This is a genomic window from Lactobacillus sp. B4026 (genome assembly GCF_026535825.1).
Lineage (GTDB): Bacteria > Bacillota > Bacilli > Lactobacillales > Lactobacillaceae > Lactobacillus > Lactobacillus panisapium.
In genome coordinates this window covers 239,174-263,883 of the sequence record NZ_JAFNPD010000001.1, presented here as the reverse complement: position 1 = coordinate 263,883, position 24,710 = coordinate 239,174, and the positions used below count along the sequence as shown (strand labels likewise).

General features: G+C 37.4%; 24 protein-coding genes. 6 read left to right on the top strand and 18 right to left on the bottom strand.

The window, feature by feature from the left end:
- Window positions 1–18: 18 nt before the first annotated feature.
- From J3U69_RS01370 to murB, 3 genes are read right to left on the bottom strand one after another with little or no spacing between them, the layout of a single operon-like run.
- Window positions 19–993: a YbbR-like domain-containing protein gene (locus J3U69_RS01370; RefSeq protein ID WP_103752149.1), complete on the bottom strand. Its 975-nt coding sequence runs from the start codon at window positions 991–993 to the stop codon at window positions 19–21.
- A complete protein-coding gene (gene cdaA / locus J3U69_RS01365) occupies window positions 990–1,835 on the bottom strand; it encodes a diadenylate cyclase CdaA (RefSeq protein ID WP_267412795.1) in 846 nt (281 codons plus the stop codon). Before cdaA ends, J3U69_RS01370 begins: the two co-directional genes overlap by 4 nt.
- Before the next feature lie 31 nt (window positions 1,836–1,866).
- On the bottom strand, window positions 1,867–2,766 hold the full coding sequence (gene murB, locus J3U69_RS01360) for a UDP-N-acetylmuramate dehydrogenase (protein WP_267412794.1): 900 nt from the start codon (window positions 2,764–2,766) through the stop codon (window positions 1,867–1,869).
- Window positions 2,767–2,865: 99 nt separating this feature from the next.
- Here murB and J3U69_RS01355 point away from each other — a divergent pair, with 99 nt between their 5' ends.
- Window positions 2,866–3,399 carry a 3'-5' exonuclease gene (locus J3U69_RS01355; protein WP_103752146.1) on the top strand — a complete coding sequence of 178 codons (534 nt, stop codon included), beginning with the start codon at window positions 2,866–2,868 and terminating at the stop codon, window positions 3,397–3,399.
- 31 nt (window positions 3,400–3,430) lie between these two features.
- Here J3U69_RS01355 and tsaE read toward each other — a convergent pair whose 3' ends face one another.
- The 3 genes from tsaE to J3U69_RS01340 are packed head-to-tail and all read right to left on the bottom strand — an operon-like array spanning window position 3,431 to window position 5,610.
- Window positions 3,431–3,913 (bottom strand): tRNA (adenosine(37)-N6)-threonylcarbamoyltransferase complex ATPase subunit type 1 TsaE, encoded by a 483-nt coding sequence (tsaE, locus tag J3U69_RS01350; protein ID WP_220220989.1) that lies wholly within the window; start codon window positions 3,911–3,913, stop codon window positions 3,431–3,433.
- A gap of 2 nt (window positions 3,914–3,915) precedes the next feature.
- Complete coding sequence (gene pta, locus J3U69_RS01345) at window positions 3,916–4,902, bottom strand: phosphate acetyltransferase (RefSeq protein WP_220232939.1); 987 nt, start codon at window positions 4,900–4,902, stop codon at window positions 3,916–3,918.
- A 12-nt stretch (window positions 4,903–4,914) separates the two neighbouring features.
- A complete protein-coding gene (locus J3U69_RS01340) occupies window positions 4,915–5,610 on the bottom strand; it encodes a uracil-DNA glycosylase (RefSeq protein WP_103752143.1) in 696 nt (231 codons plus the stop codon).
- Window positions 5,611–5,814: 204 nt separating this feature from the next.
- Between J3U69_RS01340 and J3U69_RS01335 the strand changes: the two genes are divergently transcribed.
- Window positions 5,815–6,690 carry a Cof-type HAD-IIB family hydrolase gene (locus J3U69_RS01335; protein ID WP_220232938.1) on the top strand — a complete coding sequence of 292 codons (876 nt, stop codon included), beginning with the start codon at window positions 5,815–5,817 and terminating at the stop codon, window positions 6,688–6,690.
- 10 nt (window positions 6,691–6,700) lie between these two features.
- The gene (locus J3U69_RS01330; RefSeq protein ID WP_267412793.1) at window positions 6,701–7,222 is read left to right on the top strand and encodes a hypothetical protein; all 522 of its coding nucleotides are present in this window, start codon (window positions 6,701–6,703) and stop codon (window positions 7,220–7,222) included.
- A 26-nt stretch (window positions 7,223–7,248) separates the two neighbouring features.
- On the opposite strand, the gene J3U69_RS01325 is transcribed toward J3U69_RS01330, so the two are convergent.
- The 9 genes from J3U69_RS01325 to argF form a co-directional block, all read right to left on the bottom strand.
- Window positions 7,249–7,818: a GDSL-type esterase/lipase family protein gene (locus tag J3U69_RS01325; protein ID WP_267412792.1), complete on the bottom strand. Its 570-nt coding sequence runs from the start codon at window positions 7,816–7,818 to the stop codon at window positions 7,249–7,251.
- A gap of 60 nt (window positions 7,819–7,878) precedes the next feature.
- Window positions 7,879–8,490 carry a hypothetical protein gene (locus tag J3U69_RS01320; RefSeq protein ID WP_220235294.1) on the bottom strand — a complete coding sequence of 204 codons (612 nt, stop codon included), beginning with the start codon at window positions 8,488–8,490 and terminating at the stop codon, window positions 7,879–7,881.
- A gap of 209 nt (window positions 8,491–8,699) precedes the next feature.
- On the bottom strand, window positions 8,700–9,023 hold the full coding sequence (locus J3U69_RS01315; RefSeq protein WP_267412791.1) for a hypothetical protein: 324 nt from the start codon (window positions 9,021–9,023) through the stop codon (window positions 8,700–8,702).
- A gap of 74 nt (window positions 9,024–9,097) precedes the next feature.
- On the bottom strand, window positions 9,098–9,715 hold the full coding sequence (locus J3U69_RS01310) for a hypothetical protein (protein ID WP_267412790.1): 618 nt from the start codon (window positions 9,713–9,715) through the stop codon (window positions 9,098–9,100).
- A 177-nt stretch (window positions 9,716–9,892) separates the two neighbouring features.
- Window positions 9,893–10,648 carry a triose-phosphate isomerase gene (gene tpiA, locus J3U69_RS01305; protein ID WP_220269408.1) on the bottom strand — a complete coding sequence of 252 codons (756 nt, stop codon included), beginning with the start codon at window positions 10,646–10,648 and terminating at the stop codon, window positions 9,893–9,895.
- A gap of 24 nt (window positions 10,649–10,672) precedes the next feature.
- Window positions 10,673–11,884, bottom strand: a complete 1,212-nt coding sequence (locus tag J3U69_RS01300) for a phosphoglycerate kinase (RefSeq protein ID WP_103752135.1) — start codon at window positions 11,882–11,884, stop codon at window positions 10,673–10,675.
- Window positions 11,885–11,987: 103 nt separating this feature from the next.
- Window positions 11,988–13,004 (bottom strand): type I glyceraldehyde-3-phosphate dehydrogenase, encoded by a 1,017-nt coding sequence (gene gap, locus J3U69_RS01295; protein ID WP_103752134.1) that lies wholly within the window; start codon window positions 13,002–13,004, stop codon window positions 11,988–11,990.
- Window positions 13,005–13,056: 52 nt separating this feature from the next.
- A complete protein-coding gene (locus J3U69_RS01290; protein WP_267412789.1) occupies window positions 13,057–14,088 on the bottom strand; it encodes a sugar-binding transcriptional regulator in 1,032 nt (343 codons plus the stop codon).
- A gap of 599 nt (window positions 14,089–14,687) precedes the next feature.
- The gene (gene argF, locus J3U69_RS01285; RefSeq protein ID WP_267412788.1) at window positions 14,688–15,716 is read right to left on the bottom strand and encodes an ornithine carbamoyltransferase; all 1,029 of its coding nucleotides are present in this window, start codon (window positions 15,714–15,716) and stop codon (window positions 14,688–14,690) included.
- A 196-nt stretch (window positions 15,717–15,912) separates the two neighbouring features.
- On the opposite strand from argF, the gene J3U69_RS01280 reads away from it, so the two are divergent.
- Window positions 15,913–17,307: an IS3 family transposase gene (locus J3U69_RS01280; protein ID WP_323848314.1), complete on the top strand. Its 1,395-nt coding sequence runs from the start codon at window positions 15,913–15,915 to the stop codon at window positions 17,305–17,307.
- A gap of 61 nt (window positions 17,308–17,368) precedes the next feature.
- On the opposite strand, the gene J3U69_RS01275 is transcribed toward J3U69_RS01280, so the two are convergent.
- Entirely contained in the window at window positions 17,369–18,895 is a 1,527-nt protein-coding gene (locus J3U69_RS01275) for an SH3-like domain-containing protein (RefSeq protein WP_416381930.1), read from the bottom strand.
- 176 nt (window positions 18,896–19,071) lie between these two features.
- Between J3U69_RS01275 and J3U69_RS01270 the strand changes: the two genes are divergently transcribed.
- The gene (locus J3U69_RS01270; RefSeq protein ID WP_220235286.1) at window positions 19,072–20,508 is read left to right on the top strand and encodes an APC family permease; all 1,437 of its coding nucleotides are present in this window, start codon (window positions 19,072–19,074) and stop codon (window positions 20,506–20,508) included.
- Between the two features lie 174 nt (window positions 20,509–20,682).
- Here J3U69_RS01270 and J3U69_RS01265 read toward each other — a convergent pair whose 3' ends face one another.
- A complete protein-coding gene (locus J3U69_RS01265) occupies window positions 20,683–22,209 on the bottom strand; it encodes a GW dipeptide domain-containing protein (protein ID WP_267412787.1) in 1,527 nt (508 codons plus the stop codon).
- 248 nt (window positions 22,210–22,457) lie between these two features.
- On the opposite strand from J3U69_RS01265, the gene J3U69_RS01260 reads away from it, so the two are divergent.
- A complete protein-coding gene (locus J3U69_RS01260; RefSeq protein ID WP_220232929.1) occupies window positions 22,458–22,910 on the top strand; it encodes a Fur family transcriptional regulator in 453 nt (150 codons plus the stop codon).
- A gap of 27 nt (window positions 22,911–22,937) precedes the next feature.
- On the opposite strand, the gene J3U69_RS01255 is transcribed toward J3U69_RS01260, so the two are convergent.
- Complete coding sequence (locus J3U69_RS01255; RefSeq protein WP_228706331.1) at window positions 22,938–24,704, bottom strand: GW dipeptide domain-containing protein; 1,767 nt, start codon at window positions 24,702–24,704, stop codon at window positions 22,938–22,940.
- Window positions 24,705–24,710: the final 6 nt, after the last annotated feature.

The window sequence follows — 24,710 nt, the reverse complement described above, 5'->3', positions numbered from 1 at the left end:
TCTTTATTTATCTTCAATTTAATTTTTACTGCCCTTAGCATCGGAATTTTCTACTTTAATATCAATACTAATTTGAGCAGGATTGGCCTTAACTACCCCATGCGGTATGGCCAATGAAACTGTTTTTGTCGTTGAAGCAGCAACATTACTAAGATCAATTGGTACTTGTAGACTTTTAATCTTTGCCAAGTCCTTTTCCGCACCATAAATAGTAACATAGTCATTTTTAGCAGTTAGTGAATAAATTTTGTTATTTCGTTCATGCTTTGGCTGCAACTTAACTTTGACATTTTTCTTAGCAACAGATATTGGAATAGTTACCTTGGCAGTAGCTGGCTCAATCACGACATTAAGCTGCCTACCTTTTCGATCTTGTGCTACCAAACTTACTTGCCGCTCATAAGTGTGAGTAATTTCATTTGGTAATACAACTTTAGCAATAATTTGGTCAATCTGCTCAACTTCGCTTCGTGCACCAGTAACTTCAACTTGCTGAGGATATACGCTAGAATGTCCTAACGTGTAACCATGAGCTACAGCACTCTTATTATACTCTATTTGTATAGGCATAGTAGTCGATTTTCGCCTTTGAATATTAACATGGACCGTCTTGGGATTAATCGAATAAGAAATTTGCCGGCTGATGCCATTAACATGAACTTTAACATCGTGAGTGCCAATGCTTTGACTGGTCAAATCAATATAAGCGCGAAAGTTTTGCGTATTAATTGTCGAAGTTACAAGCGCGGTTGAACCTTCCAACGTAATATTGACTTTTTCAGGATAACCCACTACGTAGTATTTATCCGTATCCACTGAGACTTGTAGGGGCACACTAATTGTCTGTGTTTTATTAGCTGTTTGCCTGGTACGACTAGTTTGGCCCTGAGTTAAGAAACCGCCTTGAGTATCATTAACGTAAATAACCAATAAAATCGCTATTAGTAAGGAAACAAGACGAATAAACCACGATTTACGCCAAAATTCTTTCATCGGTCAGCACCCCACTTCCAAATTTTACGCATAATCTTTTGGTACCAATTAGCATTCTCATTTTTCTTAGGTACTAGTTCGGCAGTTAAATATTTCATATATTCGTCACGGGTCATATCAAGAAGGAAACGACCATTTCGAGTAATAGTTACTCCACCAGTTTCCTCAGAGACAACGATCGTAATCGCATCCGTAACTTCCGAAATGCCCACAGCGGCGCGGTGCCTTGTTCCGAGTCGCTTGGGGATCATACTGTTGTCGGACAGCGGCAAGTAAGCAGCGGCAACCGCAATTTCATGGTCTTGGTTAATAATAACAGCACCATCGTGTAAAGGAGTATTAGGAATAAAAATGTTTATTAGCAACTCGCCAGTTACCCGCGCATCTAATTTAATTCCTGTCTCAATATAATCATCAAGACCTGTTTCCTGCTGGATTGTAATCAGGGCACCAATTCTTCTTTTGGACATGTACTGAATCGCTTTATCTAGCTCATTGATAAACCTAATCGATTCGTCACGTTCACTCTCCTCGCGACCTCCAAAAATTGGCAGCCGTCCTAAATGCTCAAGTCCACGCCTAATCTCAGGCTGAAAAATCACAATAATTCCCACTACCGACCAAGATACAATCTGATCAATTAACCAAATAGTGGTATGCAGCTGAAGAACACCGGCAATGATCCGGACAATGAAGATTAAGACAATTCCTTTTGCCAGTTGAACGGCCTTAGTACCCCTAATTAAAATAACGAGGTGGTAGACTAAAAACCAGATGATTAAAACATCAAGAATGGTCGATAAGTTGTTCCAAGTAAAAATATTGGAAACATTAAAATGCATAAATACTCCTTTCTAATATCTATAATATTTTTTAATCAATTGGTTTACCAATTATGCGAACTTCCGTCTGCAAATCCAGCCCAAACTGTTCTTTAATTTTGGCTTGGATTAACGCAATCAAGTCAAGGTAATCTGTTGCAGTAGCACCACCTTTATTAACAATAAAGCCGGCATGCTTAGTCGAGTTCTGAGCACCGCCAACCTGTTTTCCCTGCAAACCAGCTTGAATAATCATTGGCCCAACATAATGGCCTGCGGGGCGCTTAAAAACACTGCCACATGAAGGATATTCAAGTGGCTGCTTATATTGGCGTAACGCATTTAAGTAATTCATTTCCGCCAAAATGATATTTTTTTGACCGGGATGCAAGTTAAAAGTTGCACTAACTACCACATCATTATTTTCTTGAACAAGAGAATGACGATATGAAAATTGCATCTCCTTATTCGAATATTCCTTAAATTCACCAGTTGGCGTTAAGACCTTAACTGTTTGAATAGCCTCAGCTGTCTCGCCGCCATATGCGCCCGCATTCATAAAAACTGCTCCACCAACACTTCCAGGAATACCCGCAGCAAATTCCAAGCCGCTGAGTCCGTGCTTAGCAGCAAAAAATGCCGTATCAATAATCCGGGCACCCGCTTGCGCCTCAACACAGCTACCGCTAATGGTAATCTTATTCATTTTGGTTAAAATAATTACCAAACCGGCAATTCCACCATCACGAATAATTAAGTTGGAAGCATTACCGATCACGGTTAAGGGAATTTGGTTAGAATTAGCGGTTTCCACTAATTTTTCTAGTTCGGCTTGATTTTGCGGAAAAGCTAAATATTCTGCTGGCCCACCAGTTTTAGTAAATGTATACTTGCTAAGCGGAACTTGTTTCTTTATTTCTATTCCATCTTTTACTAAATCAAATAACTTCAAAGTTATAGCTCCCTTTATCCTATCTTTTTACTATTTTACCGCATTCATTTAGTTGCTTCATCCTATGTTATACTAAAATTAAGTTTTAAAGGAGAAAAAATGAATTTTATCGCAATGGACTTTGAGACCGCTAACCGTCACCCAGAAAGTGCTTGTTCATTAGCATTGGTGATGGTGCGGAATAATAAAATTGTTGACCGTTTTTATACTGTTATTAATCCCCAAATGCCATTTGATGCCCGTAATATTGAAGTACACGATATTACAGCCGATGACGTTAAAGATGCCCCTACTATGGCTGAAGTTTGGCCCCACATTAAACGGCTTTATCAACCTGGTATGCTCGTTTGTGCGCATAACGCCCGCTTTGATACTAATGTTATGCGTCAAAGTTTAGGTCGTTACGACATTCAGGAACCGCATTATTTTGTCATTGATACGTTGCAGACCAGCAAACTGTTTGAACCAGATCTGCCTAACCATAAATTAGATACTGTTTCTGATGCTTTAGATGTCGAATTATGGCATCACCACAATGCACTTAGTGATAGCGAAGCATGTGCTGGTATTTTAATTGCGCAAAATGAGCAGTTTGGGGATGAAGCAATTAAAAATTTGGTTTATCAAGTTTAATATAATCATACTAAAAACAGGACTAAAATGGTTAAGTCCTGTTTTTTATTTTATTCGCAATTTCGGCTACCCAATCTTCATTTCGCTTTCCCTGTGGGCGGAATTCAACCGTTCTTTTAGTCGAATCCCAACTATCATCAACCCGGCGAATTACAATTTGTAAATATTGATCAGGCAGATCGGCTTTAACAACTTCAGGCCACTCGATTACCACCAGTCCCGGCTGCTGTAAATAGCTGCTTAAATCAATTGATGATAAATCATCATTTTCTAAACGATAAAAGTCCATATGATAAATTGGCAACTTAGCTTCTTCATATTCACGAACGATGGTAAAAGTAGGACTTTTGACAGGGCGCTTGACCCCCAAAGCCTCGCCAATACCTTGCGTCAAAGTGGTTTTGCCAGCTCCTAAATCACCATTTAGCAGCAGTAAATCATGTGCTTTAGCGGTACTTGCAATCGCAGCACCAAGTTGTTTCATTTCCGTGGAAGAATTTACATTTATTTTCATTACTATTTATCCTTTAATAGTGCTTGAGCAGCAGTTAAAACAGCCATATGATAAATATCATCGCTGCTTGCACCCCGTGATAAATCATTAACCGGCTGTGCAATTCCTTGCAGAATGGGCCCAATAGCCGTAAAATTCCCCAAACGCTGCGTAATTTTATATGCTATATTACCAGACTGTAGTTCTGGGAAAATAAAAATATTAGCTCTCCCCTTTATCTCAGAGTCTGGAGCTTTTTTAGCTGCCACTGCGGGTACAAATGCAGCATCAAATTGCAACTCGCCATCAGCAGGAATATCTGGGTGCTGTTTTTGGAAAAGTGAAGCAGCTTCAGCTACTTTGGTAACCATTTCACCTTTGGCAGAACCCTTAGTTGAAAAACTCAAAAAGGCTACACGTGGTTCAATATCTGCTAATTTAGCTGTTTGAACTGATTGATAGGCTATTTCTGCCAGCGTTTTAGCATCTGGTGCGATATTAATTGCGCAATCAGCAAAAAGATATTTTTCTTCCCCACGTTCCATGATGAAACTACCAGAAACACGACTCATCCCGGCTGCAGTATGGATTAATTGCAGAGCGGGACGAACAGTTTCCGCGGTTGAATGAGCAGCCCCAGAAACCATACCATCAGCCTTGCCCATTTTAACTAGCATTGTACCAAAGTAATTAGGATCTTTTAACGCTTCACGGACTTCTTCCTTAGTTATTTCTTTACCCCGAGCCGAAATGAAAGCTGCAATCATTTCATCTAGCGCATGAAATTTTTCGGGGTTAACCACTTGTATTTGGGCCAATGAGATCTTATTTTGGTTAGCAACATTTTCAATTTCAGCTGTGTCGCCTAATAATATTGGCTCTAAAACATCATCTTGCTGCAGTGCAGCGGCAGCGGCTAATACTCTTTCATCATTTCCTTCTGCAAAAACAATGCGGTACTTTTTACCCGCGTTCTTTACTTTACTTTTTAATAGTTCAAAAATACTCATTTATTATCTCACCTATACTAAATCTGATTGTGTTACTTGTTGCGGTAATTGCCAGTCAATTGGAGTTTTCCCAAACTTCCGCAGGGCCTCGTTACAACGAGAAAATGGCCGTGAGCCAAAAAAGCCACGATCTGCCGAAAATGGACTGGGGTGAGCTGATTTAATCACAAAATTGCGGTCAAGGTCAATTAATGCAATTTTATTTTGAGCATATCGTCCCCAAAGAATGAAAACTACTTCTCCCCGATCGCTCAAAGCCTTGATAGCAGCATCCGTTACATTTTCCCAGCCTTTACCTTGATGACCATTAGCATGACCATAAGGAACTGTTAAAACTGCGTTCAAAAGGAGCACTCCTTGATCAGCCCATTTTTTCAAATAACCATGTTGAACCGGCACACAGCCGACATCATCATATAGTTCTTTATAAATATTTTGTAATGACGGTGGCAACTTTACTCCAGGCATTACAGCAAAGCTCATTCCTGTTGCCTGACCAGGATTGTGATAGGGATCCTGACCTAAAATGACTACTTTTGTTTTAGCAAAAGGGGTTAACTTAAAAGCAGTAAAAATATGATACATATCTGGGAATATCCGCTTAGTTTTGTACTCTGTTTTTAAGAATTCATGTAATTCATGATATTCGTTACTGTCAAATATAGGAGCCAATACTTCGTCCCAGTCATTACCAATAAATTTTTTCATTCTAGCAATAGCCTCTCTTTCACTAGCCCTTATGGTATCATGAAATTAATAATGTTTGTGCAGAATCTTCGACATTTAAACGGTTCTTTATCTTCTATTTAATTAGATTTTATTTAAAAATGTGAAAAGTTTTCTCCCCTTATTATGTTAATATGATAGAGAAGTAAAAAATACCGATTTTCGGGAGGAGGAGCTTATTTTATCTTGATTAAATTAGTAGCATGCGATCTGGACGGTACCTTGTTTAACAGTGATTTAATAGTATCTAATGAAAATATTAAGGCAATTCGGGAAGCTCAAAAAAATGGCATTGAATTCTTAGTTGCAACAGGTCGTTCACCACAACAGTCACGTAAAGTTATCGAAAATTATGGCCTTAAAACAGGATTCATCAACATCAATGGTGCTTTGGTTTATGATGCCAATAATCAGTTGCAAGTTAAACACGCATTACCAAATGATAAAGCAGAGCAGGTTGTCAACATCTTGCAAAAACATCATATTTACCATGAATTAGTAACCGAAGACCTAATTTATTCGCTAGATATAAGTCAGCGAGTTGTTAACTTAGCTCGATCACTAATTGCCCTTAATCCGGGACTGACGTTTAAAAAGGCTGTGGCAACCTCCGCTGGCAGTAATGCAATGTTTAGTATGAAGCATGTTAATAGTTTTACCACACTTTTAAATGATCCCCATTTTGAAGTGATGAAAATTATTGCTTTTGACGGTCATGGACCAGAAGCGTTTGTTGACGTCAAAAAAGAAATCACGGCACTTGGCAATGTTGCTGTTACTTCCAGCTCTTCTGCAAACATCGAAATCAACGATATCAAGGCCCAAAAAGGACCAGCATTATTGGACTATGCGCAAAAAAAGGGAATCAAGCAAAATGAAATTGCGGCAATTGGCGATAACCTTAATGACGAAAGCATGATTAGGGATGCAGGTACCGGTGTGGCAATGGGAAATGCCGTCTACGCAATCAAAAAAATTGCACAAGTTAAAACTAAAACTAATAATGAAAATGGAGTAGCTTATATTTTAAAGAAGTTTATTAGCAATAACGCTAAAGAATAGAGGTGCTGGAATGCGCTATTTATTGGAACTAAATCAAAAACAGGAGTATGGTCAAATTCCCGTAGCCAATGAGCAAGGTAAAATTCAGTATATTATTCAGGGCAATCTTGATAATCCCAATCATACCCTTTATCTAAAAAATACTCATGGGACAGAAATTGGACGTCTTTATACTGACGGAAATGGGATTATTTCTTCTTATACCATCGACGTTGTTAACCATTCTTTAGTAAAGGTTAAACGTCTCAATAGTAAAGTTACAAACCTGTTTTATGTCACTCGGCTAAATTACCTCGTTAGCGGAAGTATAAAAAAAGGGAGTTACAAGTTTTTATCAGGAATCAAGAAAGTAGCGACTGTAAAAACGGATGTCCAAAAAATTGGCGTAGTTCTTACCTGCAATATTCTACGACCAGAAGACGTTCCCTTCATTTTGTTATGTGCCACTTTGTTTACCCAATGGCATACCACTCCCTTGCGGCTTCCAACGTTTCCGCCAATCGGCCAAAAATATAATGTGAAATTTAATTAAAGTATCCTCGGTGGGGGTGCTTTTTATTATTTAGTTAGTTGTTCGAAAAGCAAATTAGCTAGTAAGGTATAGCCTGCATTGCCAAAATGTAAGCCATCATCAAGTAAACCACGACAAAGTATTTTAATTTCTTTACTAGAAATCATTGCTTGGTACAAATTAATAAATTGCAGATGGTAATCTTTAGTAACTTCTTCAATCGCTGCAGTGTAAAGTGCCACTAAATAATTTGTGCGGTATTTCTGCTTTAGTTCATCAATGGCTGGCGGCGAAATAAAAATAATATCTTTTGGTGAGTAAACTTGAATAAGGCTAGAAGCGATTGATGCCATCTTTTGCTTAAATTGATCAATTGGTACCTGTTTATTGGCAGCTAAATCATTTGTACCCAATAAGATCGCTACTTTATCGCAATGCTCTCTTTTTAAAACCAACTCGGAAATCATGTCATAAAATTTTACTGAGTTAATTCCCGCAACAGCGGTATTAATAACCTGAAGATTTGAAAGCAGCTTTTTCAAATTATAGTTAATATGCGGTTCAGTTAAACCTTCTTTTCGCACTATGATACTATCGCCTGATAAAAGTAATTTCACTGTTTTCTCCAAAATTAAACAAAAAACTGCAACTACATGATAGTAGTTGCAGTCACAATATTATTGACGAGGATTTACTTTGCTGTAAGTCATGTCCTTAAACTCATATGTCGCATACTTCTTAGCTAATTCTTCAGAAGTAAAGAATTGGTTAGTAACCTTTCCTTCTTGCGGATGTGATTGGAACAATACAGGTTCTTTTTTGCCATCAATTAACTCAGTTTTTACAGTAAATGCATAACCCTTTTTAGTAGACTTTTGATCGACTGGACTCAAAACAATCCACTTTTCGCCGTTCATTTTCTTAGTAGTTACCCGAGTATATTTTGCAAATACACCAGCATTCTTTAATTTCCAAGCTTTGGTCATTTGCCAAGGATATTTGTTAGTACCCTTAACCTTACCAACTTTGACAGCTTTCACATGTTCGTTTGTCCATGGTGTATCAAAAGAAGTCTTTTGAATGTTCATTGGACTTGGAGTCAAATTATTGGTGCTGTACCATTTGCCGCGCCAAGATGTGGGGAAAGTAAATGACTTTTTAAAGCCATATTTACTTTTCTTAACACTAGCTGCTTGGGTTTGCTCTGCTTGAGTTGCGGCTACACCAGTAGCAGCAGTCAGAGTAACAGTTGCGGCTGCAAGCAGTGTAATAATCTTTTTACTTTTCATATTGTCGGCCTCCTGAGAACCTAAGATAATTTATTATTATACCAGTTAATTGCTAAAAGTGTACCTTTAAGCAAATTAGTTTTATTTATCTATATGTTCATTAAAATGGTCAGTTTTGAATATGAGTCAAAGGATTTATTCCCAAATATCAACCTGAAGCTAAATAAGACTACTATATATAAAATAAAAAGTTGCTAACTAATCGACATTTAATACTCTGCGTATCGCTTAAGTTCTTTTGGCTTATACCCACCAAATCTTTTGGCTAAACGCTTAGATTTCCAGTAAACATTAGTTATTCTGGAAGAAGACGTTGTTCGCTCAATTAAAACTTTATGACCCTTATAATGGTACAAACCGAGATGTGTTCCAGAAGATGCTGGGCTAACCCAAGGATACACGCCAACATACTTAATACCGTGATCTTTTTTATAAGTGACTGGGTAATATACTCTTGCCCAATTTTGCGCTTTTTTAGGAATCTTGGTCCCATTAAAATTAGCAGTTTGTTTATGTAAAACTAAATAATCCACTAATACTATGTTAACAAAAAAAGCAATTTTAAGGCTAAATTTGCTTTTTTAATAATAGTTCTACTTTGTTTATTCTAGTTTACATCATAAGAAAGATAGTTTAAGTCATTAAAACGATACCCACTATATTTTTGGGCTAATTCTGGAGACCTAAAGAATTGTTCATAAATTTGACCAGTTATTGGGTTTGCCTCAAACATAATTTCCTGGTTAGTTCCATCTAATTGCCTAGTATCTAAGGCAAAAGCGTAGCCCATCTTTAAAGACTTTTCGTCAATTGGACTCATGATAATCCATTTTTGCTTATTAAGTGTTTTAGTAGAGAGGCGCGAAACTTTTTTGATAACCGGATAATGTTTTTGGTTCCATTTATGACCCATTTGCCAGATATACTTATTAGTTCCTTTAACCTTTGTTGGTGTAACAAGTTTCACATATTCGCCTGTCCACGGCGTATTTAAGCCCTTGGAATGAATTTCCATACTTTTCAATTTCTGATTAGTATAGCTATACCACTTACCACGCCATGATTGAGGAAAATTAAAATTAGCTGTAAAGCCATTTTTTGTTTTCTTAATCTTAATTTTTGTTTGCTTGGCTTGCACCATTTCCGGTTGACTAGTTAGCAATCCACTGACAGTAGTCAATGTTACTGTCGCTAGCAGCACGGTAATTATTTTACGCAACTTCATTATTAAAAGCCTCCTTATTTTTTATTATGTTGATTATCATTATAATCCCATAAAGATGGTTAAGGCAATGAAACTCTAAACTATTTTAAAAACGATTGACCGAACGAATTACTCCATTCTTACATACAAAAAAAGCTTCTGCTCATGGCAGAAGCTTTTTCTTTAATACAGTTAAAATTAGTCTTGGTAGTTTACTAAAGCTAAGTATGAGTCAGGCTTAAGTGATGCACCACCAACTAAACCACCATCGATGTTTGGTTTAGCCATTAATTCCTTAACGTTGCCTGGATTTACTGAACCACCGTATTGAATACGAACATTTTCAGCTGTTTCTTCATTGTACAAGTCTTTGACCGTATCACGGATAGTCTTGCACATTTCTTCAGCTTGGTCTGAACTAGCAGTTTTACCAGTACCGATAGCCCAAATTGGCTCATAAGCAATTACTAAGTTAGCGACTTGGTCAGCAGTAAGACCTTCTAAATCTGCCTTAATTTGACCAACTACCCATTCTTCTTGCTTGTTAGCTTCACGAGTTTCGAGTGATTCACCACAGCAAACGATTGGGGTAACATTGTTAGCAAATAATGCCTTAGCTTTTTTATTAATGTCTTCATCAGTTTCATGGAAGTAACCACGACGCTCTGAGTGACCAATAATGCAGTAGTTAATTCCCATTTCATTAAGAACTTTAGGTGAAGTTTCACCAGTGAAGGCACCTTCATCTTCAAAGTAGGCATTTTCAGCACCAACACGTAATTCTGAACCAGCCGCAGCTTTTTTCAAAGCATCTAAGTCAACAGCTGGAGCACAAATTAATGATTCTACTTTGCTTGATTCTGGCAACTTATCCTTAATAGCAGCAACAAATTCTGCTGTTTGCTCTGGGTTCATGTTTAATTTCCAGTTACCAGCGATAATTGGTGTACGCATTTAATCGACGTCCTTTCCTATAGCTTATTTATCTGAGATGCAGGCAATACCTGGTAATTCCTTACCTTCAAGGTATTGAAGAGAAGCACCACCACCAGTTGAGATGTGGGTAATCTTAGGAGCAATACCTAATTGCTTAGCAGCAGCAGTTGAGTCACCACCACCAATGATAGTAGTAGCATCAGTAAGATCAGCTAAAGCCTTACCTACTTCTAACGTACCTTCAGCAAAGTTGGACATTTCAAAAGCACCCATTGGGCCGTTCCATACAACAGTCTTAGCGTCTTTTAAGATATCCTTGAATTTTTCAACAGTCTTAGGACCAATATCAAGACCCATCATGTTTTCAGGAATATCATCACCAACAACCTTGCGTGCAGCATCATTTGAGAATTCGGTTGCAGCTAGGTTATCAACTGGTAAAACAATCTTGCCATCTGCTTCCTTAAGGAGCTTCTTAGCTAAGTCAACCTTGTCAGGTTCAAATAATGACTTACCAATTTCGTGACCTTGTGCAGCAAGGAAAGTATAAGCCATACCACCACCGATTAAGATGTGATCTGATTTAGGAATCAAGTTGGTAATAACGTCAATTTTGTCTGAAACCTTAGCACCACCCAAAATGGTAACGAATGGGTGAACTGGATTAGCAACGGCATCGCCTAAGAATTTGATTTCCTTTTCCATCAAGAAACCAGCTGCTGCAGGCTTACCATCCTTCTTCATTGCTTCAGCAATACCAACATTAGAAGCGTGACTTCTGTGAGCAGTACCAAAAGCATCATTGACATACATATCGCCAAGTGAAGCCCAGTATTCACCTAATTTAGGATCATTCTTACTTTCACGCTTACCAAAATCATTGTCAATATCTTGGAAACGAGTGTTTTCAAGGACAACAACATCGCCATCTTGCATGTTGTTAATAGTGTCTTCAACTTCTTTGCCTTCATTTTCGGCAACAAAAGTTACAGGCTTGTTCAACAATTCGCTTAAGCGATCAGCAACAGGCTTTAAAGTCAATTCTTTTTTATCTGCGTCTGATTTTACCCGACCTAAGTGACTAAGCAAAATGGCTTTACCACCATTTTCAATAATGTACTTAATAGTAGGAAGTGCAGCAACGATCCGGTTGTCATCACCAATTACGCCATCTTTAATTGGGACATTAAAGTCAACACGAACTAAAACCTTTTTATCTTTAACATCAAGGTCTGAAACGATTAATTTAGCCATCTTTATCCTCCGATAACTTAATTATTTTCTCTTGAAAAAAAGGCGGAAGGAAGAATTTCCCTCCGCCTTCTCTTTACTACTTAACAGTAATCAAATTTAGCGATTAAAGAGTAGCAAATTTCAACAAAGTACGAACCATTTGGCAAGTGAATGAGTATTCATTGTCGTACCAAGCAACAGTCTTAACTAATTGATTGTCACCAGCAGTGGTTACCATAGTTTGAGTTGGGTCAAAGATTGAACCAGCAGTCATACCAACAACATCGCTTGAAACGATTTCGTCATCGTTGTATGCAAATGATGGGCTTTCGTACTTCTTCAATGCTGAGTTAACTTCATCAGCAGTAACCTTCTTGTCAAGGATTGAAACTAATTCAGTCAATGAACCATCAGTAACTGGAACACGTTGTGCGTGACCATTAACTTTACCGTTCAATTCTGGAACAACAAGACCAATAGCCTTAGCAGCACCAGTTGAGTGAGGAATAATGTTAACTGCAGCAGCACGAGCAGCACGCATGTTACCACCACGAACAGGTCCATCCAAAAGCATTTGAGTTGAAGTGTAAGCGTGGATAGTAGTCATAGTAGCTACCTTGATGCCAAATTCTTTTTGTAAAGCATCAACCATTGGTGCCAATGAGTTAGTAGTACATGAACCAGCAGAAACGATCTTGTCGCTTGCGTCCAAAGTGTCATCGTTTACTGAGTAAACAATAGTCTTCAAGTCATTACCAGCAGGTGCTGAAATTAAGACTCTCTTTGCACCAGCGTCAAGGTGAGCTTGTGACTTAGCCTTGCTAGTGTAGAAACCAGTACATTCAAGAACAAAGTCAACGCCATCGTTCTTAACCCAAGGAATGTTTTGAGCTTGTGGTTCTGCGTATACGCGGTATTTCTTACCATCAACAACAATTGAGTCGTCAGTAGCTGAAACTTCGTGGTCAAAAGTACCATGAGTTGAGTCATACTTCAACAAGTGTGCCAAAAGTGCTGGGGTAGTCAAGTCGTTAATAGCAACAACTTCGATATCCTTTGACTTTTCGCCCAAATCCATGATCCGACGGAATGCTAAACGACCGATACGGCCAAAGCCGTTAATACCAATTTTAACTGTCATATTCTAAAGTCCTCCTTAAGAACTATAAACATCTATTTATTTTAAATGAGAATTATTTCTCCTTTAAAATCTTATTTGAGGCTCCCTCATCAGTAATTAACCAGGTTTGATGAGGAGCATTAGGCATATAAGTTTTGATTGCTTTTGCCTTCCGGCTGCCACAAGCAAAGGCAAATATGTGAGGTATTTTATTTAGATTCTCGAACTGCAAGCCAACCTGGTGCACGCGGTCAACAATCTTTCCATCGCCATCGAAGAAACACCCAAAACATTCGGTGACGACCTTTTTTTCACGCAACTCGGATAAACGAATTGAATCATATCCTCGTCTACGTGCCATATCATGAGCTAGCCCTATTCCGTGAATTACGACATCAGTCTTAGAAATATCTTCAAGCACATCAGCAACAGTTGATTCACGAATCAGAGACTTATAAGCTTCTGTTGAAACCTGTTCAGGTAAATATAAAGTTTTATAGTTACCACCAGTCTCAGCAGCCATTTCCTGGACGATTGTATTACTTTGAATAGCAACATTTTCGCCTAAGGCTCCCCGACCTGGTACAAATTCCAATTGCCGATTTTTACCTAAACTTTTAGACAAATTTCTAGCTGACTTTGCAAGTGCAGCTCCACCTAGTACAGTGATAATTGAATGCCCGAGCGGCAATAAAAGATCCAGAGCAGAATTCAGTTCTTCTCCCATCTTTTCAAAGACTAGCTCTTGCAAATCACTATCACCAGGAACAATAATCGTTCGTTCAATCCCAAGTTTACGTGCTAAATCGACTTCAGTCTCACGAGCATTAAACAAGCGATCAATCAGTGGTGCTGCTTCTTGCAACATCTTTTTGCCCTTTTCTGTCATAAACATGCCAAAACTCTTGATCTCAATTAAACCAAGCTCACGAAGATACTCTGTTTCGGTTCGCACATTTCTTTCAGAAAGTCCCAATGACCGAGCAACACTTCTGCGTCCAACAGGTGCATGAAGAGAAATTTGCTCAAGGACAAGATACCTTTGCCGAAAAACTTTTAAGATGTCAGGAACGAGAGCTTCTAGCACAGGAATTTCCGCGTACATCGACTTCTCTCCTTCTCCTGGGACAAGTATGACCCGATATTTGTCATTTTTCGTCCCAGATTGTCTAAAAATATAAGAGAAACGTAGACTTACGATATTAAAATCTCCCATTTCTCAATCGACATCTATAGTATAACAACCCTTTTTGAATAATTCAAGGAAAATAAAAGCAATTAATTCCCACAATTGTCGACTTAAATACTTAATTTTTGGGGTTACTGTCTCATTACTTTCGAGTCTGCCCGATTACTACTGATAGCATACTAGTTTTTAACTAAAAAGCTTTATAAGAATTGTTTTAATACTTCGTTATTCACCTATCTCATCACCTTGAATCTTTTATATTTGTGACCGTAAATTGCGTCATCTTCCTTAAAATGCTATTTTTTAGCAAAAAAGTTTTAACTTTGGCAATTTTTTTGGTATACTACTTGATGTATTTGTTCGGGCCCTTAGTGTAATGGATCGCACGTAAGATTCCGGTTCTTAAAATCTGAGTTCGACTCTCAGGGGGCCCATTAAATAAAAGCAATAAAAAAGTCAGGTTACTAGTTAACCTGACTTTTTATTTTTCAGTATTATCAAATTAGGTCTGCTGCTTATTTGACAGGACTTTTAGCTAGCATTGCATCAAGCTCATTTTGAAAATTAGTTTTTACTGAAGCAGATGGCTCTTGTTTTCGAGAATTCAATAAATAAGCAAAGATTGCTCGCATTATCGCTTTTTTATTTGCAGATTGTTCCCAAGCAATCGAATGCTTACCTTCAAGAACAGCAGTTGAGACTTCCTCTTCACGGTTAGCTGGCAAACAATGCATAAATTTAACATTAATATTATGAGTTTTTGCCAACAGTTTTTCGTTAACTTGATATTTAGGATAGAAGATTTTCAGATATTCTTCCTTGGTCAATTCGTCTTCATACGAGCCATACCAGACATCAGTATAAACAAAGTCTGCACCATGCAGTATGTCATCTTGATCTGATAATTCAATTGTAGCTCCACTTTTGACAGCAATTTCTTTTGCCTGGTTTAAAATAGCAGTCGAAATCTGCTTTTCTTTTGGTGCATACTGAGCAAAGTTCATTCCCATTTGAGCACACAATGACAAAGCAGATAGAGTAATTTGTGTTGTATCACCAACAAACACCAGCTTAACATCTTCAATTTTCTTGCCAGCCGGCATATTTTCTTCAATAGTCATAAGATCACCAAGAGCTTGAGTTGGATGATCATCGTCACTCATAAAGCTAACTACGGGTGCTCTTGAACTCAAAGCAATGCTTTTTATTGCTTCCTGACTACTGATGCGCACACCAATAATATCAAGCAAATCTCCTAAAACACGACTTGTGTCTTCTAAGTTTTCGTGTCCATTCTCACCAAGCTGTATTTGACCTGGTGCCAAATATAGCGCATGTCCGCCTAATTCAGTCATTGCCGCTTCAGCCGAACAACGAGTTCTGGTAGATGACTGGTCAAAAATCATCCCCAAACTTTTTCCTTTAAGTAAAGGCGGATAATAACCATTAGCAATTGCCGCCTTAATCTTTAAACCTAAATCAGTTATGTATTGCATTTCTTCTTTTGAAAATGCCAAAGTTTCGATGCAATCACGCTTAAACATTAATATTTCTCCTTTTTTTAGTTTTTTATTGTTTCTATATTAGCCTGATAATAGCGGAAAATCATTATAAACAAATCAATAGTCTAAGAACTTATGCAAAAATTTATAGTTTAGAGAAAAAATTAATAACTATGCTAAAAAGCAGCTTTTTTATGAAGTGACCCCCAAATTTAGGACAAATTTGGGGGTTATTTTTATGGCTAAATTATCTAAGCAAGATAAAATTGAAATCTATCATCTTTGGCATGATTATCAAGTTGGTTCTACTGAATTAAGTCAGCGTTATCAGGTTAGCAAACCGAATATTGATTACATGTTGGCTTTGATTAATCGTCACGGTCTAGCTATTTTAGACCAGCCTTACACTACTTACACAAATAATTTTAAGGAGCAGGCACTCAAGCGGATTATAGTTGACCATGAATCCCTTTATCACGTTGCACTAGCTTTAGGCTTAAAAAGTCGTGGCATGTTGCACAATTGGCTACGAGAATATCGTAAAAATGGGTATAATATCGTTAATAAGCAAAGAGGAAGGTCGCCTCATGACCAAAAGAGAACAACTGATCAAACAGGAAAATCATCGACTCAAGCAAGAAATCGAACGCTTACGCCAGCAGAACTTAAAGCTGACTATCGAGAACGAATTTGTAAAAAAATTGAGCGTCTTAGTCGACCAGCGGACCAAGAACCGCAAGTCCCGGAAATAGCCCAGGCAGTTACCCAACTAAGACGTGAGCTTAAAGTCAGCGTAACTTTTATTCTTGCTACTATTAATACCAATCCCAATCTACCCCATCTATCCCGTAGTGATTACTACTACACTTTAAAGAAGAAGGACAAAGATCGGGATAACCAAGAAATAATGGCTGAAATCAAAGCTATCTACGAAGAACACAAGCACCGCTATGGCTATCGGCGCATTACTGTAGAGCTTAGACGTCGTGGTTTATTAGCCAATCATAAAAAAGTGCAGCGCTTAATGAACAAACTGAAATTGTGTGGCATAGTCAGTAAACGCTGGCACAAATATAACAGTTATCGCGGTACCCAAGGTCCAATTAAGCCTGACCTGATTAAGCGTAACTTTAATGCGATTTATCCCAATCACAAATGGTATTCAGATATAACTGAGTTTAAGCTCAATGGGCAAAAGACCTACTTATCACCAATCATTGATGGGTGTACCCAAGAGATTATTTCCTATACCATTTCTCGCAGTCCTAATCTTAAACAGACCATGGATATGTTAAAAAAGGCCTGGCACAAGTATCCGGCACTGAACGGCTTGATCTTCCACACCGATCAAGGCTGGCAATATCAGAACTACAGATTTCAAGCATGGCTGGAAAATCATGGCATTAGCCAATCAATGTCACGCAAGGGTAATTCACTTGATGATGGCTTAATGGAAGGTTTCTTCGGCATACTTAAACGAGAAATGTTTTATGGATTTGAAAAGCAGTTTAAGAATCTCAATGAACTGGAAGACGCAATCAGAGACTACATTGAGTATTACAATCAGAAAAGAATCAAAATCAAACTAAAAGGACTAACTCCGCTTGAATATCGGAAGTTAGTCCTCAGTTAGCAGCTAATATAAAGTGTCCTAATTTTAGGGTTCACATCATTACAAGCTGCTTTTAATCTAATTATTTAGTTTTTCCGGCCGTTAATTCTCCTCGCTGAGCAAATTCAACGTAGAGTTTGTTACCAGAAACTGATAACCCTTCAATTTCTCTTTTAACATGCAATCGGTGAGTTTTTAAATAAGTTCCATCTCTAGCAAGTTTAAAAATCAAGTCATTAAAACCAAGATAAAATTGATCGTGTCGTTTATCATAGGTAAAACCTTGAACAGGCGAATGATTGCTTACAAAATTACCCTTAGTGGCTCCTACTTCTTCTGGAGTCCATGTGTCACCATTGCGGGTCACTTTCCAGTATTCATAGCAATTGTTGCGACCATTATGAAAAGAACAGTACATGGTATGATCGTTAGGAAAAGTAGCATTATGAATATAGCGTGGTGCTTTACCATTCCAAATTCGGAAACTCCAAATTTGCCTAACTTTCATATCTGATTTACGAATTTGAAAAATTTCTTCAGACTCGTTAGAATTTTTCGATTTATTATTATTAGCTATCACATAGATATATTTAGATGATGAACCAATTGCTTGTCCATGACCTAATTTTATGTAAGGACTCACCTTGATATGCGCAGCATATTTTTTAAAAGTAGACCATTTGAGGCCAGGCAAATTCTGGGCTGCATATTTGCCAATATGCTTCAAATTATACGAAACTAAGTGGCCATATTGGTCATTACTGGAATTAAAAACGGCAACAGTGAAGTTGGATCCTCGGACAGTTATCCCTTCTGGAATAATACCAACTTGTCCCATCCGATCAGCCGCTTTATTGTAATCTAGACTAACAAAGCGAGGTTGAAACATCTTAGTCTTAAGGGTCAGGCCCTTTGATTTGAAGGTATTAGGTCGAGTCTCAAAGGTAAAATTATGAGCAGCGTTCCAATTTCTCGACGTGGAAATTGAACTCCCTTTCCAGGTCTTAACTTCTTTTGGACCAGGCATTAACGGTTTATTTGCCTTAGTAATTCCTTCATTTTTATCAGAGCGGACCGTTACGTCAACTTGTGCTTTGGCCTTGCCATAGCGATAAGTCACTGTGGTAGTTCCGGGTTTATCAGAATAAATGGTCGGAGTTGAAAGATAAACTTTTTTGGTATCAATTGCTGTTCCAGCACTATTAGTCACATAATTAATCGCATCTTCAGGATTAAAAGAAAAATAGGGATTCTGCACTAGACTTACCTTTTTGGCAACAGAAATTTTATTTCTGGCAAAATATTTCTGATTAACCCAGCCGACCGGGCGTCCATCAACAATAATGTTCCAGTACTTTCCCTTTTTGGTAGTAACTGATTTTTTAGATTGAATTTGGGCATGCTTAAAATACTTAGTGGTGGTGAATTTAGCCGACGGACCTTTTTTAGATATGTGATGATAAACTGGGTATTTGCCCTTTCCTGCAATTTTAGTAACAGCTTTATGATAACTTTTGGCACTTACCTCTGATAAATTACACCCACAAAATAAGCTAATCATGACAGTCAAGGTCATAATTAGCAGCCTACTTTTCAACTTTTGGTTCATCAATTACTCTACCTTTCCGAAAAAAATATATTAATACTAGTCTCACACTTTTAACGAGCTAAAGCAAATTACTAAAAGGTTGCCTAAGTTATCTTTTTTTAAAAGGATAGCTTTTTAAGACACTGTGGGTTACAATATTAAGGTTATTATATTTTTCTTTAGGGAGAATAAGATTAATGGATAAATCACAAGAAAATTCTAAAAAAATGATGTGGACCACACTGGCAACGATGGCCTTCTCCATAGTTTGGAGTTTCGGTAACGTTGTTAACGGGTTCATTTATTTTGACGGTACAAAAGTTATTCTTAGCTGGATTATTATTTTCCTACTGTTCTTCATACCATACTCACTGATGGTCGGGGAATTAGGCTCTGTCTTTAAAGACTCAGAGGGTGGAGTTTCCTCATGGATTAACGCTACTCTTGGAGCAAAGTGGGCATATTATGCTGGCTGGACTTTTTGGGCTGTCCACGTTGTATATATTTCCAGTAAAGGTACTGGTGGATTAAGAGGAATGGCCTGGGGCATTTTTGGTAATACGAATTGGTACGATAGTTTACCAACTACTGTTACTCAACTTGCCACTTTAGCTGTCTTCCTCTTCTTCTGCTGGGTTGCAAGTCGCGGCTTACCAGTTATTAAAACATTGTCAACCATTGCTGGTTCTTCAATGTTCATCATGTCTATTTTGTTCATTATCATGATGTTTGCGGCACCAATGATTAACCCACATGCTGGTTTTAACAGCATTAGCTGGAATTGGAAGAATTTTGTACCTGACTTTAATGTTAAGTACTTTACTTCTTTATCGATTTTAGTATTTGCGGTTGGAGGAGCAGAAAAGATCTCACCTTATGTTAATAAGCTGAAAGATCCCGCACGTAACTTCCCTAAATCAATGTTAGGTTTAGCCGCAATGGTAATGATTTCCGCTATCTTAGGAACTATCGCTTTAGCCTTAATGTTTGATCCTAAAGTTGTCAACAACAACTTAAATGAATACATTTCAAACGGACCTTACATGGCTTTCAATAAGCTAGGCGAATACTACGGTGTTGGTGGATTGTTCATGTACATTTACGCTTGGTGCAATGTTATTGGACAATTTTCAGCATTAGTTATTAGTATCGATGCTCCGTTACGAATTCTTTTGGGTAGTAAAGAAGCCAAAGATTACATTCCTAAGAAACTGCTGAAAGTGAATAAACACGGCGCTTACATCAACGGTATTTGGATGGTTGTCTGCCTTTCAGGTGGTTTAATCGTCTTACAAGCAATCATGCCTAATGCTCAAGCAATCATGGCACAATTAGTTAAGTTAAACTCGATCGTAATGCCAATGCGTTACTTATGGGTCTTCATTGCTTACATTGCTTTACGTAAGCAAGCAGAAAAATTCCACAACGGTCAAAATTATGAAATGACTAAGCACCAAGGCTTAGCATACACTCTTGGCGTTTGGGGACTGATTGTTACAATCGCATGTTGCTTAATGGGAATGTATTCACCTGATCCATTTACTTTAGGCTTAAACATCGCAACACCAATTGTATTATTATTACTTGGTATGATTTTGCCATCAATTAAGCATCACCAAGATGCAAAAGCCTAATCTATCAGTTAAACAAGTTAAAAGCCACCTTATTAATAGGTGGCTTTTTTAATATCGCGGTAAATATACCGTCTTAATAAGATTAAGTAACAACCATTTTAACAAATAAAACACACAATTCTCGTTAGTAGTAATTGTGTGTTCTTAATTAATCTATCTTAGATAGATTTGCTTTTATTTAATTTGACCAGCAGTTAATTCCCCACGTTGAGCAAATTCTACGTAAAGTTTATTACCAGCTGCTGATAATCCTTCAATCTCACGTTTAACGTTAAAATGATAAGTTTTCTTATATGTACCATTTTGGTCAACTCTGAAAATATAATCATTAAATCCAATATAGAATTGCTTACGGTTCGAATCATAAGTAAAACCTTGAACAGGTGAATGATTACTTACAAAATTACCCTTGGTGGCTCCTACTTCTTCTGGGGTCCAAGTATCACCGTTTCTGGTTACTTTCCAGTATTCATAATAGCCGTTGCCGCCATTATGGAATAAGCAGTACATTGTGTTGTCACCGTCAAACGTAGCATTATGAATATAACGTGGGAAAGCTCCACTCCAAATTCTAAAACTCCAAATCTGATTGATCTTCATATCCGATTTACGAATTTGTAAGATCTCTTCTGACGCACTAGAATTGCTTGCAGTATTATTATTAGCAATGACATAAATATAATCAGCTGAAGAGCCAATAGCCTGTCCGTGGCCTAATTTGATGTATGGGCTAACTTTAATATTTGCGGCATAACGTTTAAAAGTAGACCATTTTAGATTTGCCAAATTTTGAGCAGTAAACTTGTTAACATGATTTAAATTGTAAGTCACTAAGTGACCATTTTGATCATGACTGGATTTAAATAGAGCAACAGTGAAGTCAGAGCCGTTAACAGAAATACCTTCAGGTATTACACCTACTTGGCCCATTTGATCACCAGCTTCATGATATCCCAGGCTGACAAATCTTGGTTGGAACAACTTGGTTTTTAAGGTTAAGCCATTTGCACGAAAAGTATTTGCCCTTGTTTCTGAAGTATAGTGATGCGCAGCATTCCAGTTTCTAGAAGACGACTTTGAACTACCCTTCCATGTTGCTACTTCTTTTGGACCGTTCTTTGGTGTTAAAGCTGCTCGACTGATACCCTCATTTTTATCATCACGCACGGTCACATCTACACTAGCCTTAGCCTTGCCATATTGATATTCAATAGTAGTCTTTCCAGGAGTTGCAGAACTAACACTTGCTTTGGATACATTTACTTTACCAACATTAACTGCAGTACCAGCACCATTAGTCACGTAATTAATTGCATCCCTGGTCTTAAATGAAAAATCACTATTTTGAACTAAACTAATTTTTTTAGCCACAGAAATTTCATTTCTTGCAAAAAAGTTTTGGTTTACCCAGCCTACCGGACGACCATCAACGATAATTTTCCAAAATGTTCCCTTTTTTGTCGCTAACGACTGCTTTGACTGAATTTGGCCATGCTTAAAATATTTAGTCGAGGTAAACTTACCTGCTGGGCCATTCTTGGATACACGATGATAAACAGCAAAATTACCATCTCCTGCGATCTTAGTTACAGCTTGATGGTAGTTTTTTGCCTGAATATTTGAATTACTCCCCACAAAAAATAAGCTAATTGCAACTGTAGCGCTGGCAATTAGTAAATTATGCTTCAACTTTTTCTTCATCTACTTTTTACCTTTCTATATAAAACTATAAGTATAGTTTTGCACTTTTATATGACTAAAGCAATAGTTATTAAATCAAATTTGCGCAAAAAAACTGTTTATTTGCTAATCACATTGATAACGAGCTAGAATTAGCTCAAATATTTTGATCAGTAAACTAAAAAATAATTAAACTGATTATGTAGAATCAGCTATTTTCTATAATTTAATGCTAAACTAGGTGTAAAAAGTCTGAGGAGATGATCTTCATGTCGGAACATTTAACAGATGCAGAAAATTTATTGCGCCAACATAATTTAAAGGTTACCAAGCCTCGTTTAAAAATTTTACAATACTTAATGTCGCACCATAATCATCCCACCGCTAGCACTATTTTTCAGGCAATCAGTGGTAACGAACCTACTTACCGTGCTACTGTTTATAATACTTTGAATAAACTAGTCGATGCAGGAATAGTGATTGAAATTAAGAATAGTGATGATTCTCTTCATTATGACTACTTTGTCGAGCCCCATTTTCATATCATTTGTAAACAATGTGGCAAGATTGCAGATGTTTATTATCCAGATTTTGAAACGGTTGAAAATCGAATGCGCGCTGAGGCAGAAAAACAAACAGGTTTTATTACATCTGCAAGTCACCTGGAGATTTTTGGTATTTGCCCAGATTGTCAAAAAAAGAATAATAAAAGCAAGAACTAGCTGTTCTTGCTTTTTACTTTATTCAAATTAATCGATTTTCATACTTACCAACAATTCAGCTCTTTGAGCTAAATTAACATATAATTGCCCGTTATTGACCGAAATTCCTTCAATCTCGCGGCCTGTATCAAATGAATAATGATCTTTTAATGTGCCGTCACGACCGATCTTAAAGATTAAATCATTAAAGGCAAGATAGAAGTTCTTATGTTCAGGATCGTAGGTAAATCCTTGAACAGGAGAGTTGTTATTAACAAAATTACCATCTGTTTTTCCAACTAATTTTGGATACCAGTTGTCACCAGTACGAGTTAATTGCCAATATTCGTAGCGATTATTCTTAACATCGTGATAAACAGTATACATTTCATAATCATTCATCACAACACCGTTATGGAAGTAACGTGGATTGTCTTGGTCACCAACCCAAGTCTTAATGGTCCAAATCTTATTAATTTGCATATCACTCTTCCGAATTTGTAATAATTCTTCAGAATCGCTGCTCTCTTTCAAAGTATTATCATTGTTCAAAACATAGATATATTTGTCACTTGAACCCATGGCTTGACCATGTCCAATTGGAATATAAGGACTAACTTTAACGTGTTTTACATAATTGTTAAAATCCTTTTGTGACATATCGAGTAAGTATTGGGCGTTATAAGGACTAGTTAGTTTATTTAAATCATAACCCACAATGTGTCCTGATCTTAAATATGTATGGCTTAATAAACTAGTGTATGCCCATCCCTTTGATACAGTAACGCCTTCTGGGATATGACCTACACGGTTAATATTATCATCACTAGGATCTTTAACACTGAGTAAAACTGGTTGATAGAACTTAGTCTTCAGCGTTAAATTACCACTTGTCAAAGTGTGCTTTTCAGTTTCCGGTGAATATTCAGTTGGACTAACATAATTTACTGAAGAACCATAGTGTGTTTTCCATGCTTGGTGATCATTAGTACCTGGTTGAGCTGGTAAACTGTTAGTTACGTCTGGGTCGGCAATTCCCTCTTTAGTACTCTTTCTAACCGTAACTTTAACAGTAGCAGTAGCTTTACCATATGTATATTTCACTTTATAAGTTTTTGGAGTAGCACATGGTATAGTATCACGCGACACCTTGACATTATCATTGTCAATTACTGTTCCCATATAGTTAGTTGCATAGGAAATAGCATCTCTTGTAGGAAATTCATAGCCATCATTACGAACTAAAGTGACTGTTTTAGGGACAGCAATTTCATTTCTTGCAAAATAATTTTCATTGACATAGCCGACCTTACGACCGTCAACATAAATTCGCCAGTAGCGGTATTTCTTTGTTTCAATCAATTGGTCAGATTGAATGTGATTATATTGAAAATTGATGCCGTCAGCGACTTTTTTGACAACCTTACCGTTTTTAACGTCTTGCCAAACTTTATAATTCTTATTACCGGCAACTTTAGTCATCATGGCATAACCAGTAATAATCTGCTTTGGCTTCTTTTTATTTTCTTTGTCTTGATCGCCATTATCCCCATCATTAGGATTCTTCGGATTAGTCGGTGTTTTTGCATCCGTATTACTATTACCGTTGCCATCGTCATCGTCAGCACTTTCACCATTATTTTCATTATTGTCAACTGTATCAGAGACAGAATTCTTATTAGAATTGTTTTGTGCCGGTGTTTGCTGCGTAGTACTGGAATCAGCTACGACTGGAGTTGCACACAATCCAGTCGTTGCTGGTAAGCAGACTATCAATGCTGTCGTCATTGTTGCTATTTTTTTAATAAGCTTCAAAATTAT

Excerpts from the sequence above, each read along its gene's own strand:
- J3U69_RS01370 (WP_103752149.1), bottom strand. The coding sequence starts at position 993 with ATGAAAGAATTTTGGCGTAAATCGTGGTTTATTCGTCTTGTTTCCTTA.
- cdaA (WP_267412795.1), bottom strand. The coding sequence starts at position 1,835 with ATGCATTTTAATGTTTCCAATATTTTTACTTGGAACAACTTATCGACC.
- J3U69_RS01355 (WP_103752146.1), top strand. The coding sequence starts at position 2,866 with ATGAATTTTATCGCAATGGACTTTGAGACCGCTAACCGTCACCCAGAA.
- tsaE (WP_220220989.1), bottom strand. The coding sequence starts at position 3,913 with ATGAAAATAAATGTAAATTCTTCCACGGAAATGAAACAACTTGGTGCT.
- pta (WP_220232939.1), bottom strand. The coding sequence starts at position 4,902 with ATGAGTATTTTTGAACTATTAAAAAGTAAAGTAAAGAACGCGGGTAAA.
- J3U69_RS01340 (WP_103752143.1), bottom strand. The coding sequence starts at position 5,610 with ATGAAAAAATTTATTGGTAATGACTGGGACGAAGTATTGGCTCCTATA.
- J3U69_RS01330 (WP_267412793.1), top strand. The coding sequence starts at position 6,701 with ATGCGCTATTTATTGGAACTAAATCAAAAACAGGAGTATGGTCAAATT.
- J3U69_RS01320 (WP_220235294.1), bottom strand. The coding sequence starts at position 8,490 with ATGAAAAGTAAAAAGATTATTACACTGCTTGCAGCCGCAACTGTTACT.
- J3U69_RS01310 (WP_267412790.1), bottom strand. The coding sequence starts at position 9,715 with ATGAAGTTGCGTAAAATAATTACCGTGCTGCTAGCGACAGTAACATTG.
- tpiA (WP_220269408.1), bottom strand. The coding sequence starts at position 10,648 with ATGCGTACACCAATTATCGCTGGTAACTGGAAATTAAACATGAACCCA.
- J3U69_RS01300 (WP_103752135.1), bottom strand. The coding sequence starts at position 11,884 with ATGGCTAAATTAATCGTTTCAGACCTTGATGTTAAAGATAAAAAGGTT.
- gap (WP_103752134.1), bottom strand. The coding sequence starts at position 13,004 with ATGACAGTTAAAATTGGTATTAACGGCTTTGGCCGTATCGGTCGTTTA.
- J3U69_RS01290 (WP_267412789.1), bottom strand. The coding sequence starts at position 14,088 with ATGTACGCGGAAATTCCTGTGCTAGAAGCTCTCGTTCCTGACATCTTA.
- argF (WP_267412788.1), bottom strand. The coding sequence starts at position 15,716 with ATGTTTAAGCGTGATTGCATCGAAACTTTGGCATTTTCAAAAGAAGAA.
- J3U69_RS01280 (WP_323848314.1), top strand. The coding sequence starts at position 15,913 with ATGGCTAAATTATCTAAGCAAGATAAAATTGAAATCTATCATCTTTGG.
- J3U69_RS01275 (WP_416381930.1), bottom strand. The coding sequence starts at position 18,895 with ATGAACCAAAAGTTGAAAAGTAGGCTGCTAATTATGACCTTGACTGTC.
- J3U69_RS01270 (WP_220235286.1), top strand. The coding sequence starts at position 19,072 with ATGGATAAATCACAAGAAAATTCTAAAAAAATGATGTGGACCACACTG.
- J3U69_RS01265 (WP_267412787.1), bottom strand. The coding sequence starts at position 22,209 with ATGAAGAAAAAGTTGAAGCATAATTTACTAATTGCCAGCGCTACAGTT.
- J3U69_RS01260 (WP_220232929.1), top strand. The coding sequence starts at position 22,458 with ATGTCGGAACATTTAACAGATGCAGAAAATTTATTGCGCCAACATAAT.